Origin of the sequence: Gordonibacter pamelaeae 7-10-1-b (assembly GCF_000210055.1) — a bacterium.
Taxonomy (GTDB): domain Bacteria; phylum Actinomycetota; class Coriobacteriia; order Coriobacteriales; family Eggerthellaceae; genus Gordonibacter; species Gordonibacter pamelaeae.
On record NC_021021.1, the window covers coordinates 2,151,157 to 2,165,005 of the forward strand.

Annotated in this window: 15 protein-coding genes and 4 tRNA genes; 4 read left to right on the top strand and 15 right to left on the bottom strand. The window is 63.6% G+C overall.

Annotation, left to right across the window (positions count from 1 at the left end; genetic code table 11):
• Nucleotides 1-238 precede the first annotated feature (238 nt).
• Both asnB and GPA_RS18190 read right to left on the bottom strand, forming a co-directional pair.
• Nucleotides 239-2,200 (bottom strand): asparagine synthase (glutamine-hydrolyzing), encoded by a 1,962-nt coding sequence (gene asnB / locus GPA_RS09915; RefSeq protein WP_015539782.1) that lies wholly within the window; start codon nucleotides 2,198-2,200, stop codon nucleotides 239-241.
• 39 nt (nucleotides 2,201-2,239) lie between these two features.
• Nucleotides 2,240-2,608: a hypothetical protein gene (locus GPA_RS18190; RefSeq protein WP_231847627.1), complete on the bottom strand. Its 369-nt coding sequence runs from the start codon at nucleotides 2,606-2,608 to the stop codon at nucleotides 2,240-2,242.
• 9 nt (nucleotides 2,609-2,617) lie between these two features.
• Between GPA_RS18190 and GPA_RS09920 the strand changes: the two genes are divergently transcribed.
• Both GPA_RS09920 and GPA_RS09925 read left to right on the top strand, forming a co-directional pair.
• Entirely contained in the window at nucleotides 2,618-3,907 is a 1,290-nt protein-coding gene (locus GPA_RS09920) for a carboxylate--amine ligase (RefSeq protein ID WP_015539783.1), read from the top strand.
• Nucleotides 3,908-3,945: 38 nt separating this feature from the next.
• Nucleotides 3,946-4,302 (top strand): DUF1648 domain-containing protein, encoded by a 357-nt coding sequence (locus tag GPA_RS09925; protein WP_015539784.1) that lies wholly within the window; start codon nucleotides 3,946-3,948, stop codon nucleotides 4,300-4,302.
• Here the strand turns inward: GPA_RS09925 and map are convergent.
• Nucleotides 4,299-5,069, bottom strand: coding sequence for a type I methionyl aminopeptidase (map, locus tag GPA_RS09930; protein WP_015539785.1), 771 nt, complete (start codon nucleotides 5,067-5,069; stop codon nucleotides 4,299-4,301). The two genes, GPA_RS09925 and map, sit on opposite strands and share 4 nt — an antisense overlap.
• Before the next feature lie 205 nt (nucleotides 5,070-5,274).
• Here map and GPA_RS09935 point away from each other — a divergent pair, with 205 nt between their 5' ends.
• Nucleotides 5,275-6,585 carry a hypothetical protein gene (locus tag GPA_RS09935; protein ID WP_015539786.1) on the top strand — a complete coding sequence of 437 codons (1,311 nt, stop codon included), beginning with the start codon at nucleotides 5,275-5,277 and terminating at the stop codon, nucleotides 6,583-6,585.
• Between the two features lie 132 nt (nucleotides 6,586-6,717).
• On the opposite strand, the gene GPA_RS09940 is transcribed toward GPA_RS09935, so the two are convergent.
• The 12 genes from GPA_RS09940 to GPA_RS09995 form a co-directional block, all read right to left on the bottom strand.
• Entirely contained in the window at nucleotides 6,718-6,912 is a 195-nt protein-coding gene (locus GPA_RS09940) for a type II toxin-antitoxin system antitoxin (RefSeq protein ID WP_015539787.1), read from the bottom strand.
• A 49-nt stretch (nucleotides 6,913-6,961) separates the two neighbouring features.
• The gene (locus GPA_RS09945) at nucleotides 6,962-7,969 is read right to left on the bottom strand and encodes an SPFH domain-containing protein (protein WP_015539788.1); all 1,008 of its coding nucleotides are present in this window, start codon (nucleotides 7,967-7,969) and stop codon (nucleotides 6,962-6,964) included.
• A gap of 271 nt (nucleotides 7,970-8,240) precedes the next feature.
• Nucleotides 8,241-8,951: a 50S ribosomal protein L1 gene (gene rplA / locus GPA_RS09950; protein ID WP_015539789.1), complete on the bottom strand. Its 711-nt coding sequence runs from the start codon at nucleotides 8,949-8,951 to the stop codon at nucleotides 8,241-8,243.
• A 114-nt stretch (nucleotides 8,952-9,065) separates the two neighbouring features.
• A complete protein-coding gene (gene rplK, locus GPA_RS09955) occupies nucleotides 9,066-9,572 on the bottom strand; it encodes a 50S ribosomal protein L11 (RefSeq protein ID WP_015539790.1) in 507 nt (168 codons plus the stop codon).
• Nucleotides 9,573-9,686: 114 nt separating this feature from the next.
• Entirely contained in the window at nucleotides 9,687-10,229 is a 543-nt protein-coding gene (gene nusG, locus GPA_RS09960; RefSeq protein WP_015539791.1) for a transcription termination/antitermination protein NusG, read from the bottom strand.
• A 4-nt stretch (nucleotides 10,230-10,233) separates the two neighbouring features.
• Nucleotides 10,234-10,671 carry a preprotein translocase subunit SecE gene (gene secE / locus GPA_RS09965; protein WP_015539792.1) on the bottom strand — a complete coding sequence of 146 codons (438 nt, stop codon included), beginning with the start codon at nucleotides 10,669-10,671 and terminating at the stop codon, nucleotides 10,234-10,236.
• A 120-nt stretch (nucleotides 10,672-10,791) separates the two neighbouring features.
• Nucleotides 10,792-10,868: transfer RNA gene (locus GPA_RS09970), tRNA-Trp, on the bottom strand.
• Nucleotides 10,869-10,892: 24 nt separating this feature from the next.
• Nucleotides 10,893-11,042, bottom strand: a complete 150-nt coding sequence (rpmG, locus tag GPA_RS09975) for a 50S ribosomal protein L33 (protein WP_041239432.1) — start codon at nucleotides 11,040-11,042, stop codon at nucleotides 10,893-10,895.
• Between the two features lie 110 nt (nucleotides 11,043-11,152).
• On the bottom strand, nucleotides 11,153-12,355 hold the full coding sequence (gene tuf, locus GPA_RS09980) for an elongation factor Tu (protein ID WP_015539793.1): 1,203 nt from the start codon (nucleotides 12,353-12,355) through the stop codon (nucleotides 11,153-11,155).
• A gap of 87 nt (nucleotides 12,356-12,442) precedes the next feature.
• Nucleotides 12,443-12,519: transfer RNA gene (locus GPA_RS09985), tRNA-Met, on the bottom strand.
• A 10-nt stretch (nucleotides 12,520-12,529) separates the two neighbouring features.
• Nucleotides 12,530-12,605: transfer RNA gene (locus GPA_RS09990), tRNA-Thr, on the bottom strand.
• Nucleotides 12,606-12,612: 7 nt separating this feature from the next.
• Nucleotides 12,613-12,697 (bottom strand) — tRNA-Tyr (locus tag GPA_RS09995).
• A gap of 574 nt (nucleotides 12,698-13,271) precedes the next feature.
• Here GPA_RS09995 and GPA_RS19185 point away from each other — a divergent pair.
• A partial coding sequence (locus GPA_RS19185; protein ID WP_414735666.1) for a coiled-coil domain-containing protein occupies nucleotides 13,272-13,849 on the top strand: 578 nt, incomplete at its 3' end.

The following is a 13,849-nucleotide window of genomic DNA, read 5'->3' on the forward strand; positions in this document are numbered from 1 at the left end:
AGCACCGCGGCAAGGGCGCAGGCGGCGAGTGCAAGCGCGAACGCCGCGTGAAGGCGGAGCCGCGGCTCCGGCGTGCGGAAACGGGGCGGGACGACGGTTTCGGCGGGCATGGTCACTCCTATCGCATCGGTTGATGCGACGAGCCTACCACCTGGCATGCTTGCGTTCCTTCGCGTCGGCCAGCCTAACACCCAACGGTAGCGCCGCCGTTGACGCCGCGAGCGCAACGCCCTTCCGCTTACGCCACCTTCGTCTTCGGGGCCAGCTTCTCGCTGCTCTTCCCGAAGAACACCTCGTACCAGCACAGGAAGCAGTAGATGTTCCAGATGCGCATCATCTTGAGCTTGCCGCGACCCTCCACCGTGGAGAAGTCGGCCGACTTGTGGTCGTCGAGCATCTGCACGAGGTAGTCCACGTTGAAGAACTCGTGCGCGGCCTCGCTCGTGAACGCCTCTTTGATGCGATCGTAGTACAGGTCGGTCTGCAGCCACACCGTAAGTGGCGTGATGAACGGCTGCTTCGGCATGTTCGCCACCTTCTTCTGGAAGCCCAGCTTGCTCGCAGCCACGCGCAGCGCGTACTTGGCATGCTCGTCGTCGACGCGGCACGCGGTGGGCAGCTGCAGCGCCACGTCGAGCACCTTCTTGTCGAGGAACGGCACGCGCAGCTCCAGCGACTGCGACATGGACATCTTGTCGGCCTTCAGGCAGATGTCGAAGGGCATGTAGCTGACCATGTCCACGTACTGGGTCTGCGTGATGATGTCGATGTCCTGCTTCGCCGCCTCGTCGAAGTGCGGCTTGCACCACTCCCACGGCTTGCAGGGGCCGTCGTAGTCGCGCAGCACGTTCGGGATCTCGTCCCACATGTAGTTCATGCTCGCTCGCTGGTAGCTCTTTTCCGGCCCGCCCGAGCCGCGCATGGCGAAGCGACGACCGTGGAACGGCGGCAGCTTCTCGGCCACGGCGCCCGCGGCGGCGCGCAGAGGGCGCGGCACCTTGAAGTACTTGCCGAACTCGAACTGGTCATGGTAGATCCAGTACCCGCCGAACAGCTCGTCGGCGCCCTCGCCCGACTGCACCACCTTCACCTGCTCGCGCGCGAGGCGGCTCACGAAGAACAGCGGGATGGCGCTCGGCGCGCCCAGCGGCTCGTCCATGTGGTACTGCTCGGTGGGCACGATGTCGAGGAATTCCCGCGCATCGACCTTCACCTGCCAGTTCGGCAGGTGGGCCCACTTCGCGAACTCCTCGGCGTCCTCCAGCTCGTTCAGCTTGATCTCGAAGTCGGACTGCGCGGCGATCTCGGCCAGCTTGTCCTCGCAGCCGATGTCGTAGCCCACCGAGAACGTCTTGATGTCCGGCGCGTGCTGCCCCATGCAGTACGCGGCCAGCGAGCTGTCGATGCCGCCCGACAGGAAGCTGCCGATCTCGACGTCGGCGATCTCGTGCGCCGCCACCGACTCGTCGAACGCCTTCACGATGACGTCGGCCCACTCGTCGAGCGACTTCGAATCGTCGATCTTGTACGTGATCTTGTAGAAGCATTCGGTGCGCAGCGTGCCGTCCTCGAACACCATGAAGTGGCCGGGCAACAGCTTGTGCACGTCCTTGAACATGGTCTGCGAGTCGTTCATGTACTCGAAGCACAGATACTGCGGCAACTGCTCGCGGTTGAGCTCCTTCTTGAACGCCGGGTGCGCCAAAAACGCCTTGATCTCGCTGCCGTAGACGAGGCGGTTGCCGTCGTGCTGGTAGTAGAACGGCTTGATGCCGAAGATGTCGCGAGCGCACACGAGGCGCTTCTTCGCCGCATCCCAGATGGCGATGGCGAACATGCCGCGCAGGCGCTCGAACACGTCCGTGCCCCACGCCTCGTAGCCATGGACGATCGTTTCCGTGTCGCCGTTCGTGACGAACTGGTAGCCCAGCGCCTCAAGCTCGGCGCGCAGCTCCTGGAAGTTGTAAATCTCGCCGTTGAACGTGACCGTGACGGTGCCGTCGGCGTTCTGCATGGGCTGGCGGGAGCCCTCGAGGTCGATGATGGACAGGCGGCGGAAGCCCATCGCTATGTCATCGTCCACGAAGAAGCCCTCGTCATCGGGCCCGCGGTGGGCGATGCGATCGGCCATGTCCTTGATGACGGCCTGGTTGGTCTCCCGGTCGTAATCGACCGCGGTGAATCCCACGAATCCGCACATGTGGTTGGTTCTCCTGTTCACGTGACGATGCTGTGAATCTCATATGATACGGCAACCTCCCCCGCCTCGGATGGTTTCCACGAAACCGGCAAGGAGAATGCGCTGCCCGACCAGCTGTTCGAACGGCCAGCCATGCACAGGACGACGAACCTCGCGGGTGCAGGAGCGTTTGACGCATCGAGCGGGGGTTTCTGCCAAAAAATGCACGGTTTGGCAATTCCGAAACGCGGAATCCTCGGTTGCTTTTTCTGCGACCAGGTTAAACGGAAAAACACAGCCTTGAAATCCGGCCGAAACGAGCGCGTCGATTGCCAAACCGGCCGTTTTTTGGCAGAAGGATGGGTTTTCGGTGTCAAGGCGCCGATCGATCAAGATATGGGATAATGAGCGGTCGAGAAGAACATGCAAGGAGACCACATGACCGCGCAGAACCCCCGTATCGCCTCCGCCGCCGACGTGGCGCGCCGTTTGCAGCCCGTCGTGGTGGGCGGCGACATCCTGGCTTACAGCTACGTGAGCGAGCTGCACCGCGCGTACGGCATCGAGCACACCATCGTGCTGGCCGCGCACGACATCAAGATGCTCTCGACCAGCCGCTTCACCGACTATCGCCTGGAGCCGAACGTCCATGACCCGGAAGGCCTCTACGACGCCCTCGAGCGCGTGGCCGCCGAGGTGAGCGCCGCGGACCCGGAGCGCGTGCTGCTCGTGCTCGGCTGCGACGACTGCCATGCGCGCATGCTGTCGTCCGGGAAGGAGCGCCTCGAGGCCGCCGGATACACGGTGCCCTACCTCGACTTCGCCCTGCTCGACGACATCACGCAGAAGCGCCGCTTCTACGAGCTGTGCGCGCAGCTGGACATCCCCTACCCGCGCACCTGGTACTTCTCGTGCGGCCCGGACGGTCCCGAGGAGCTGCCCGTCCACGACTTCCCCTACCCGCTCATCGCGAAGCCTTCGAACTCGGCGCAATTCCAGGAAGCGACCATCGAGGGCTGGCGCAAGATCTACGAGATCGACTCGCCGGAGGAGCTGGCCGAGGTGTGGCGCTCCATCCGCACGTCGGACTACGATAACGAGCTGGTGCTGCAGGACTTCATCCCCGGTGGCGACGACGCCATCCGCACGCTCACCACGTTCTCGGACGCATCGGGCGAGCTGCGCGTGGTGTCGGGCGGCGTCGTGTGCCTGCAGGACCACGACCCCACCGCGCTGGGGAACCCGCTCTGCATCATGGGCGAGCGCGAGCAGGCCATCATCGACGGCGCGCGGCGCTTCCTCAAGGAAGTCGGCTACCGCGGCTTCGCGAACTTCGACATCAAGCACGACGAGCGCGACGGGAGCTTCCGCTTCTTCGAGGTGAACACGCGCTGCGGGCGCAACACCTACTATATGAGCCTGGGCGGCCAGAACTTCGTCGAGCTCATCGTGCGCGAGTTCATCCTGGGCGAGGCCATCGAGTACCGCGAGGCGTACGACCCCTTTGTCTACTCCTGCGTGCCGCGCTACGTGCTGGACCGCTCCATGAAGAACCGCGCCCGCCTGCAGCAGGCCCTCGAGGTGCTGCGCCGCACGCCCGAGCCCTACCCGCTGCACTACGCGCCCGACTCGTTTTTGCACAACTTCTGGGCACGCGTGATGCACGTGAACCAGATTCCCAAGTTCAAGCGCTTCTATTGGGACACCGACGGCAAGCAGCTTAAGTAGGACGCGCGGCGCCGCAGGCGCGGGAAGGCAGGGGTGGGATGAAAGCTTGGGAATGGGCGGTTTGGATCGCCCTCTGCCTCGTGCCGCTCGCCGTTGCGGCAGCCTCCTTGGGATCGCTGCCGGACACCGTCGCGATGCACGTCGGCCCCGACGGCACGATCGACCGTTATGGCTCCAAGTACGAGCTGCTGCCCATAGCGTGTCTCCTGGCCCTTCCCAACCTCCTCTTGATGCTCGCCTCCTGGAAAGCGGAGGCGCTCTTCGCCAAAGGACTCGTCCACGGCATCGACAGCCCCCGCAACCTTCGGACCCTCTTCCTGGTGCTCGGCATGGTCGACACCGTCATCTACCTTGGCATCATGCTCTCGTTCGGACGCGGCGTCCTCGCAGGCTAAATCGGCCGCCGGTGCCCCTCCTCGCAGGTGAGCACCACCGGGCCGTCCTCGGTGATGGCGACCGTCTTCTCGAAGTGGGCCGAGGGCAGGCCGTCGCGCGTGCACACCAGCCAACCGTCCGGCATCTGGCGCGTCTTGTAGGTACCCTGGTTGATCATGGGCTCGATGGCCAGCACCATGCCGGGCTCCAGCCTCACGCCCGTGTGGCGATGGCCGAAGTTCGGCACGTTCGGGTCCTCGTGCATGTCGCGGCCGATGCCGTGCCCCACGTACTCGCGCACCACGCCGAAGCCCTCGGCCTCGGCGATGCTCTGCACCGCATGCCCGATATCCCCCAGGTGGTTGCCGGGGCGCGCCGCCTCGAGGCCGGCCCACATGCACTTCTCCGTCACGTCCAGCAGGCGCTGCTTCTCCGGCGAGATGCGGCCCACGGCATAGGTCCAGGCGTTGTCGCCCACCCAGCCGTCCACGATGGCGCCCGTGTCGATGGAGATGATGTCGCCCTCCTGCAGCACGACACCCGCGGACGGGATGCCGTGGACGATCTGCTCGTTCACGGAAGCGCAGATGGAGCCGGGAAACCCGCCGTATCCCTTGAACGCGGGGATGCCGCCCTCCGCGCGGATGAGCGTCTCGGCCAGCTCGTCCAGCTCGAGCGTGGACACGCCGGGCCGCACGCGCGCCCCCACCTCGCGCAGCACCTTGGCCGACACGCGGCCCGCCTCCTTCATGGCCTCTATCTCGGCCGGTGACTTCCTGATGATCATGCCTCGCCCACACCTTCCGCACGTCGCGTCCGTTTGCTGCCGTCCAGTATAGCACTCCCTTTCCACCCCGTTACGCATCCCCCACGCTCGGAAAACGCCTGCACGCACGCCCCCGGGGCCGCCTGCGCACCCCTCTAGCATGGAGGGGAATCCGCGTCCGCGCCGCCCCGGCCGGAGCGCACCGAACCAGCAAGAAGGAGGCTCTATGAACCCGTTTGAGCAGAAGCCGAAGAAGTCGTTGATGGACATGGTCCCCAACTGGAAGCAGCTCGCCGTCAAGCCCTACGACAAGTTGGAGGCCGACCCCTACACCAAGGCGCGCATCATCCTCATGAACGGCATCGAGGTTGAGGCGGCGATGTTCGGCCACAACTTCAACCGCCACTGCGAGAACAACGACCTGCGCCGTGACCTGGCCCTGTGCCGCCGCATGGAGCAGGAGCAGCAGAAGCGCATCAACTGGATGAGCCCGTCGAACGAGTCCACGCTCGAACTGACCATCGGCTACGAGCAGCTCGCCGTCGACCTGACGGCCTGGCTCGCCATGCACGAGCCCGACGAGTACGCCAAGTCCTGCATGGACTTCGCGCTCCTCGAGGACTTCGACCACCTGTACCGCTACGCCGACCAGCTCAAGTTCGACGAGGACATCCCCGCGCACAAGCTCGTCCGCGACACGATCGAGATCACGCCGGGCCGCCCGACCATCGCACATCATCGCCATCCGTTCGACTCCGTGCGCATGCCGCGCAACTCCAAGACGGGCGACATCCGCACCACGCTCGGCGCGCTCATCCTCACCGCCGGCGAGCAGCAGACGATGAACTTCTACATGAACCTGGGCAACACGGTGCCCGAGGGCCCCGGCCGCGACCTCTACCAGGAGATCGGCATGGTGGAGGAGCAGCACGTGACGCACTACGGCTCGCTCATCGACCCGTCTATGAGCTGGCTCGAGATGCTGCTGTGGCACGAGTACCAGGAATGCTACCTGTACTACTCCTTCTACGAGACCGAGGTCGACGCCCGCGTCAAGAAGATGTGGGAGATGCACTTCGAGCAGGAGTGCATGCACCTGGCCATGGCCTGCGATCTGCTGCAGAAGTACGAGGGCACCGAATGGCAGCAGATCATTCCCGCCGGCGAGTTCCCCGAGCTTCTGGACTTCCACCCCACGAAGGACTACGTCCGCCAGGTTCTGGCCGAGCAGGTCACCCTCACCGCGCAGGACGAGGAGTTCGTCGACATCGACGACGTGCCGAGCGACTTCCGCTTCTTCACGTGGAACGACACGGTGAACGGCCGCGTCCAGGACGTGCCGAGCCATGAGGCCGTGCGCCAGCTCATCGAGCGCGACGGCGAGGACTACCGCTCCGAGGACGCCGAGAGCCCCATCCCCGAGCTCCGCAGCCGCAAGAAGGACGACACCAAGCTCGCCCGCGTGCAGGGCTACGGCAAGCGTGCCCACGAGGTGGAGCGGCAGGCCAAGGAAGAGCGCGAGGCCGTGCTCGTCTAAGCGCATCCCGCCCGCCGACATCAAACGAACGGGGCGCCCAGCCGGGCGCCCCGTTTTTCGCAAGGCAAGGTATCGGCCCTTGCCGCCGCATGCGGGCCGATCTTGCCCGTCGGCAAAGGCGAAGCCCTTGTCCTACGCCTCGTCCCGCCCCTCGTCGCCGGCATGGCCGTCGCCGGGCGGCTTCAATCGGCCGGCGTCCTTCAGCGCACGTCGCAGGATGAACTCCACCTGCGCGTTCACGCTGCGCAGGTCGTCCGCAGCCCAGCGCTCGACGGCCTCCCAGAGAGCCGGGTCGACGCGCAGCGGGTATTGTTTGCGTTTCGCCATGTCTCACACTGCGGGCACCCCGGCAAACGCACGGGCCGCCCGCCCTTCCCTACTGGTACAGCGTCCCCGTGTTCAGCACGGGCTGGGCATCGGACTCGCCGCACAGCACCACCATGAGGTTCGACACCATGGCGGCCTTGCGCTCGTCATCCAAGTCTACCACGTTCTTGCGCGACAGCTCGCCCAGCGCCATCTCCACCATGCCCACGGCGCCCTGCACGATCTTCTCGCGCGCGGCTATCACCGCGTCCGCCTGCTGGCGGCGCAGCATCGCCTGGGCGATCTCCGGCGCGTAGGCCAGGTGCGTGAGGCGCGCATCGTCGATAACCACGCCGGCCTTCTCCAGGCGCACGGCCAGCTCCTCCTTGAGGGCGGCCGACACCTCCTCGATGTTGCTGCGCAGCGTGATCTCGCCCTCGGGCTCGCCGGGCATCTGGTCGTAGGCGTAGGTGGTGGCCACGTGGCGCAGCGCCGTCTCGCTCTGCGTGTGCACGTAGGAGTTGTAGTCGTCCACGTCGAACAGGGCCTTGGCCGTGTTCTCGACGCGCCAGACGATGACGTCGGCGATCTCGATGGGGTTGCCGCACTTGTCGTTCACCTTCAGGTGCTCGCCGTTGTACGTGCGGGCGCGCAGCGAGACCTTCGTGGAAAGCGGCGTGCTCTTCCCGGTGCGCTCATCGATGGTGCTGCCGGCCGAACGGGAGTAGAACGGGTTCGCCCAGTGGAAGCCCTCATCGCGCACGGTGCCCTTGTAGTCGCCGAACAGGATGAGCACGCGCGCCTGGTTCGGCTGGATGGTGAAGAAGCCCATGAGCATCAGCAGGGGCCCCACGCAGAGCACAACGATGCCGACGACCAGCAGCACCACGCCCATCGTGTGGGCCGGCGTGGTAAGGGGCATGTCGTCGGGCGGCAGCATGGTCGCCCCGGTCACGATGCAGGCGACGCACGCGGCTGCGAGAACGAACGTGAGCAGCAGCAGGGGCCAACCGCTCCTCGCATGGATGGTTTTCTCGACGGACGCGCCGCCGGTCGCACGCGCGGTCTTATCGGACATGACGGTTCCTTTCTCTCCCGAACAAGACGCCCTATGCGCCCGTCCGCACCCTCGCACCGCAAGGTGATACAAATATGATATCACATTGAGATCGCGTTGACGAGAGCGTGCGCGAATGCCCGCGAGAAAGACCGGCGTCGAACTCCGCCGCACCTTCTCATTTTTTCATTTTACGATGTTTCACGTGAAACATCTGTTCGCGTATCAGGCCAAAAAGAAAGGAGCCCTTGCGGACTCCCTTCTTTTCAGGCGTTCGGCTTCGTGCGCTCGGCTACTCGCCAGCCTCCGTGTAGTTGCGGGTCACGCTGGAATCGACCGACACGCCCGGCGTCATCGTGGCGGACACGGTGACGGACTTCACGTACTTGCCCTTGGCCGCAGCCGGCTTCATGCGGATGATCTCGTCGTACACGGCACCGTAGTTCTCGGCGAGCTGCTCGGCCGTGAAGCTGACCTTGCCGATGATGACGTGCGCGATGCCGTAACGGTCGGCACGGTACTCCACGCGGCCGCCCTTGAGCTCGTTGATGGCCTTCGCCACGTCGTTCGTGACGGTGCCGAGCTTCGGGTTCGGCATGAGGCCGCGGGGGCCGAGGATCTTGCCGAGGCGGCCGACCTTGCCCATCTGGTCGGGCGTGGCCACGGCGGCGTCGAAGTTGAACTCGCCGGCCTGGATCTGCTGCATGAGCTCGTCGGAGCCCACGATGTCGGCACCGGCCTCCTCGGCGGCGCGGGCAGCCTCGCCCTCGGCGAACACGGCCACGCGGACCGTCTTGCCCGAGCCGTTCGGCAGGCTCACGGTGCCGCGGAGCTGCTGGTCGGCCTGGCGGGTGTCGATGCCCAGGCGGAAGTCGACCGTCACCGTCTCGTCGAACTTGGCGGTGGAGACCTCCTTCACCAGGTTCATGGCCGCGAGCGGCGCGTAGGCCTCCTCGCCGATCTTCTCGATCGCAGCGCGGTAGTTCTTGGACAGTTTCGTCATGATGATTCCTTTCGTGGTTCGTAGCGGGCGCATGGCGCGCCCTTCCACTGCCTTTTATCGCTCAAACGGCCGCCCGGTCGGACGGCCGTGTTTGCGCTTTGGTTCGCCGAAGGACTAGTCCTCGTCCTCAAGCGTCTTGCCCTGCAGCATGGCGGCAACCTTCTTGGAAGGCACGTACTTGATCTTCATCTCGCGGCCCTCGATGCGCACGCCCATGGAACGGGCCGTGCCGGCGATGATCTCCATGGCGGCCTCGATCGTGTTGGCGTTGAGGTCCGGCAGCTTGATCTCGGCGATCTCGCGGAGCTGGTCCTCGGTGAGGGTGCCCACGGACTGCATGTGCGGGATGCCCGCGCCGCTCTTGATGCCCAGCTTCTCCTTGATGAGGATGGCCGCCGGCGGGGTCTTGCACACGAACGTGAACGACTTGTCCTCGTAGACCGTGATCTCGACCGGGATGATGGTGCCGGACTGGTCCTGCGTCTGGGCGTTGAACGCCTGGCAGAACTGCATGATGTTGACGCCCTGGGCGCCGAGCGCCGGGCCGATCGGAGGAGCCGGGTTCGCGGCACCCGCGGGGATCTGCAGCTTGATAAAGCCGGTTTGCTTCTTTTCAGCCATGATAACTACCCTTTCAGCTGATCATAACGTTTCGAAAATCAATCTATCAACACAGCGGCCGGTGTCGAATGAGAAGCCCCGGTCCACGCGGGCACGCGACGCCGCTAATGTTCGCTAAATCTTGGCGATCTGGTCGAACGAGAGCTCCACGGGGGTCTCGCGCCCGAAGATCGACACGAGCACCTTCACCTTGCCGGCATCGGGGGACACCTCCGACACCACGCCGTCGAACTCGGCCAACGGCCCGGAAACCACCTTGACGGACTGCCCCACCTCGATGGAGGAGGACGTCTTCTTCGGGGTGCCGGGACGGTTCTTGTCCGAGCGCATGCCCATGATCTTGTTGTACTCGTCACGGGTAAGCGGGGCCGGGTTGCCCTGGCTGCCCACGAAGCCCGTGACGCCCGGCGTGTTGCGCACGGCCGCCCAGCTGCGGTCGTCAAGCTCCATGCGGACGAGCACGTAGCCCGGGAACACCTTCTTCTCGCTCTCGACGCGGCGCCCGCCCTCTTTGATCTCCGTCACCATCTCGGTGGGGATCTCGATGGCGAACACGTTGTTCTCGAGGCCCATGGTCTCGATACGCGTCTCGAGGTTCTTCTTCACCTTGTTCTCGTAGCCCGAGTAGGTGTGCAGGACGTACCATTTCTTCGACATGTCCTTATGCCCCCAAACTCGAGATGCCCACGAGCACCGGCGTGATGATGACGTTGTCGAGAAGAGCCACGTACACGCCGAAGAACAGCAGCGCGGCCACGACGACGACGCTCCAGCGGAGCACGTCCTTCTTCGTGGGCCACGTCACGCGCTTCATCTCGGCACGCACGTCCTTGAGGAAGCCGAAGCGACGCTTCTTGGGCTTGCTCTCAACCTTCTTCTCGGCTTTTTTCTCTATCTTGCCCTTATCCTGCTTGTTGGCGGCAGGGGTCTCGGCCTTGTCGGCTTTCTTGAAAAACCGCTTCTTGGGTTCCGCGGCGGCATCGGCCTCGGCGATATCCTTCGCCTCGACTGCGGCGCTCTCGGCCTCGAGGGCCTGCGCCTTTCGTGCGGCGCGTGCGGCCGAGGCCTTCGCGCGCTGTGTTTTCGATTTCTTCGCCATCTGGTTCCTTCGCCCGAGAAAACCGGGAAAATCGTAATCTGTCTAAACGCCAAACAAGCAGCCTGATTCCAAGCTGCTCGAACAAGCAACCTGAATGCAAGCTGCTCAAGATTAACAAGCTGGCAGGCCAGGAGGGACTCGAACCCCCAACATGCGGTTTTGGAGACCGCCGCTCTACCAATTGGAGCTACTGGCCTATTGCTTGTCCTACCCTGATAACGCTATCGAGTCTCTTTGTGCGTCGTGTGATGACCGCACCACTTGCAGTACTTCTTCAACTCGATGCGATCAGGATTGTTCTGCTTGTTCTTCTTGGTCGTGTAATTGCGGCGCTTGCAATCAGTGCAGGCCAAAGTGACCAACGTGCGCATGAATTCTCCTCTTATCGCTTACGTGTCGAGCTTGATAACGTAATCATACACATGAATTCTCAAAGGGCGGGGCCCGCCGGAGCGGACCCCGCGTTACTGGTGAAACGGTGTTACTTGATGATCTTCGTCACGCGGCCGGAGCCAACCGTGCGGCCACCCTCGCGGATAGCGAAGCGCAGGCCCTCTTCCATGGCGATCGGGTGAATGAGCTCGCCCTTGATCTCCACGTTGTCGCCCGGCATGACCATCTCGGTGCCCTCGGGAAGGTGGGCAACGCCCGTCACGTCCGTCGTGCGGAAGTAGAACTGCGGGCGGTAGCCGTCGAAGAACGGCGTGTGGCGGCCGCCCTCTTCCTTCGTCAGGATGTAGACCTGGCCCTCGAACTCGGTGTGCGGGGTCACGCTACCGGGCTTGCAGAGAACCTGGCCGCGCACGATCTCCTCGCGCTTGATGCCGCGAAGCAGGCAGCCGATGTTGTCGCCGGCCTGGGCCTCGTCGAGCAGCTTGCGGAACATCTCGATACCGGTGCAGACCGTGTTCTGGGTCTCCTTGATGCCGATGATCTCCAGCGGGTCGTTCACATGGAGCGTACCGCGCTCCACACGGCCGGTGGCAACGGTGCCGCGGCCGGTGATGGTCATGGTGTCCTCGACGGCCATCAGGAACGGCTTGTCGACCATGCGCTCCGGCGTGGGGATGTAGGAATCCACCGCGTCCATGAGCTCCCAGACCTTCTCCTGCCACTCCTTGTCGCCCTCGAGGGCCTTCAGAGCGGAGCCGCGGATGATCGGGGTGTCGTCACCCGGGAACTCGTAGCTGTCGAGCAGCTCGCGAACTTCCATCTCGACGAGCTCGATGAGCTCCTCGTCGTCCACCATGTCGCACTTGTTCAGGAACACGACGATGTAGGGAACGCCGACCTGACGGGCGAGCAGGATGTGCTCGCGGGTCTGGGCCATGGGGCCGTCGGTGGCGGCGATAACGAGGATGGCGCCGTCCATCTGGGCCGCACCCGTGATCATGTTCTTCACGTAGTCGGCGTGGCCTGGGCAGTCGACGTGCGCGTAGTGGCGCTGATCCGTCTCGTACTCGATGTGGGCGATGGAGATCGTGATGCCGCGCTCGCGCTCCTCGGGAGCCTTGTCGATGTTCTCGAAGGCCGTGAAGTCGGCGCGGGCGGAGCCGTGGCTGCCGTCGTTCTCGGACAGCGTCTTGGAAATGGCGGCCGTGAGCGTGGTCTTGCCGTGGTCAACGTGGCCGATGGTGCCGATGTTAACATGCGGCTTGGAACGCTCGAACTTCTCCTTAGCCATGTTTCATCCTCCTTATCAAGGTTTCGCTTGCGCGAAAGTCAAAACAAAATAATGACGCGCCCGGAAACGGACGCGGAATAATCAAAATGGTAGCGGTGACTGGATTTGAACCAGTGACGCCACGGGTATGAACCGTGTGCTCTAACCAACTGAGCTACACCGCCATGTTGAAAATGGAGCCTGCGATCGGACTTGAACCGACGACCTCTTCCTTACCAAGGAAGTGCTCTACCTGCTGAGCTACACAGGCGATTAGATGGTGGGCGCGCTAGGATTCGAACCTAGGTAAGCATAGCTAACGGGTTTACAGCCCGTCCCCTTTAACCACTCGGGCACACGCCCCTGTTTCGCTCAATTCATGTGTATTTATCAAGCTGCCTGCCGCGTGTTTCGGTGGTTCCGAACGCGCGAGCAGATGAATAATACGCTAGGATCATCAGCGTGTCAACTACCTACACGCCCCCGGGCGTGTCTCCACGATTCCTCCTTTTTCGTGGGGAAACGCTCGCGGAGGCCCTACTCCCCCGCGATCTGCCGGATAAAAAATATTCCAGGGCGCAAGCGTCATCGTTACGCCGCAGGCCCATCTATCTATATATAGTAAGGGTAGCGCGCCCCCGCGGCAGGCGGGCAGGGGCCTTGAAGGCTCGCCGAGCACACCGCCGAAGGTCGGGCTACTATATATAGGTTGTGCTTCCCTATACGTTGTGGTCATCTATTTCCCCTGTTCCACGGCTTGTTTGCCTTCGTTTGACGTCCTCGGAACGGTTGCGCGTCCTCGGCTCGGGAAACCCCCACCGTTGATCTGGGTTTATGAAACGCGTTCACAACAATTTTTGTCCATCTGCGCAAACGTGCTATGATGCGCACTGCTTTTGCCCACACATACTACGTGCTCAATTCAGGAGGTCTTCGAATGAGAGAGCATACAAACGGACTCAGCAGGCGAGCGTTCATTGGCGGTGCCGTCATGCTCGGTGCCGCATCGATCGTAGCTCCGACGACCGCATTCGCGACGACGGCTGCGGAGAAGCAAGCCGAGGCGGACGCCGTCCGCAACCAGCTCGTCGGCCTTCAGGCGGATCTCGAAGCTGCCGCCGACAGTTACAAGCAGGCGCTCGACGCGCAAGAGGTTGCTCAGGCTGCCATGGAAGCCGAGCAGGTCAAAATCGATGAAGCCAACGGGAAGATCGCCGATCTTCAGGACAAGCTGGGAACGCGTGCGCGCAGCATGTACCGCTCCGGCTCGTCGAGCTTCCTCGATTTTGTCATGGGCGCGACCTCGTTCGAGGAGTTCACGCAGAACTGGGATCTGCTGAACAAGATGAACGAGAACGACGGCCAGATGGTCGACGAGACGAAGGTCCTGCGCGAGGAGCTGCAGGCATCGAAGGACGAGTACGTCCGCCAAGAGAAGATCGCCGCCGACAAGGCCGCCGAGGCGAAGGTCATCCAGGCCGAGGCCGAGGCGAAGGTCGCCCAGGCCACCGAGCT

Coding starts and splice junctions, on each gene's coding strand:
- rplA (WP_015539789.1), bottom strand. CDS start 8,951: ATGACGAAACTGTCCAAGAACTACCGCGCTGCGATCGAGAAGATCGGC.
- secE (WP_015539792.1), bottom strand. CDS start 10,671: ATGGCGAAGAAATCGAAAACACAGCGCGCGAAGGCCTCGGCCGCACGC.
- GPA_RS09925 (WP_015539784.1), top strand. CDS start 3,946: ATGAAAGCTTGGGAATGGGCGGTTTGGATCGCCCTCTGCCTCGTGCCG.
- GPA_RS09920 (WP_015539783.1), top strand. CDS start 2,618: ATGACCGCGCAGAACCCCCGTATCGCCTCCGCCGCCGACGTGGCGCGC.
- GPA_RS09945 (WP_015539788.1), bottom strand. CDS start 7,969: ATGTCCGATAAGACCGCGCGTGCGACCGGCGGCGCGTCCGTCGAGAAA.
- rplK (WP_015539790.1), bottom strand. CDS start 9,572: ATGGCTGAAAAGAAGCAAACCGGCTTTATCAAGCTGCAGATCCCCGCG.
- GPA_RS09940 (WP_015539787.1), bottom strand. CDS start 6,912: ATGGCGAAACGCAAACAATACCCGCTGCGCGTCGACCCGGCTCTCTGG.
- asnB (WP_015539782.1), bottom strand. CDS start 2,200: ATGTGCGGATTCGTGGGATTCACCGCGGTCGATTACGACCGGGAGACC.
- GPA_RS09935 (WP_015539786.1), top strand. CDS start 5,275: ATGAACCCGTTTGAGCAGAAGCCGAAGAAGTCGTTGATGGACATGGTC.
- rpmG (WP_041239432.1), bottom strand. CDS start 11,042: ATGCGCACGTTGGTCACTTTGGCCTGCACTGATTGCAAGCGCCGCAAT.
- nusG (WP_015539791.1), bottom strand. CDS start 10,229: ATGTCGAAGAAATGGTACGTCCTGCACACCTACTCGGGCTACGAGAAC.
- map (WP_015539785.1), bottom strand. CDS start 5,069: ATGATCATCAGGAAGTCACCGGCCGAGATAGAGGCCATGAAGGAGGCG.
- tuf (WP_015539793.1), bottom strand. CDS start 12,355: ATGGCTAAGGAGAAGTTCGAGCGTTCCAAGCCGCATGTTAACATCGGC.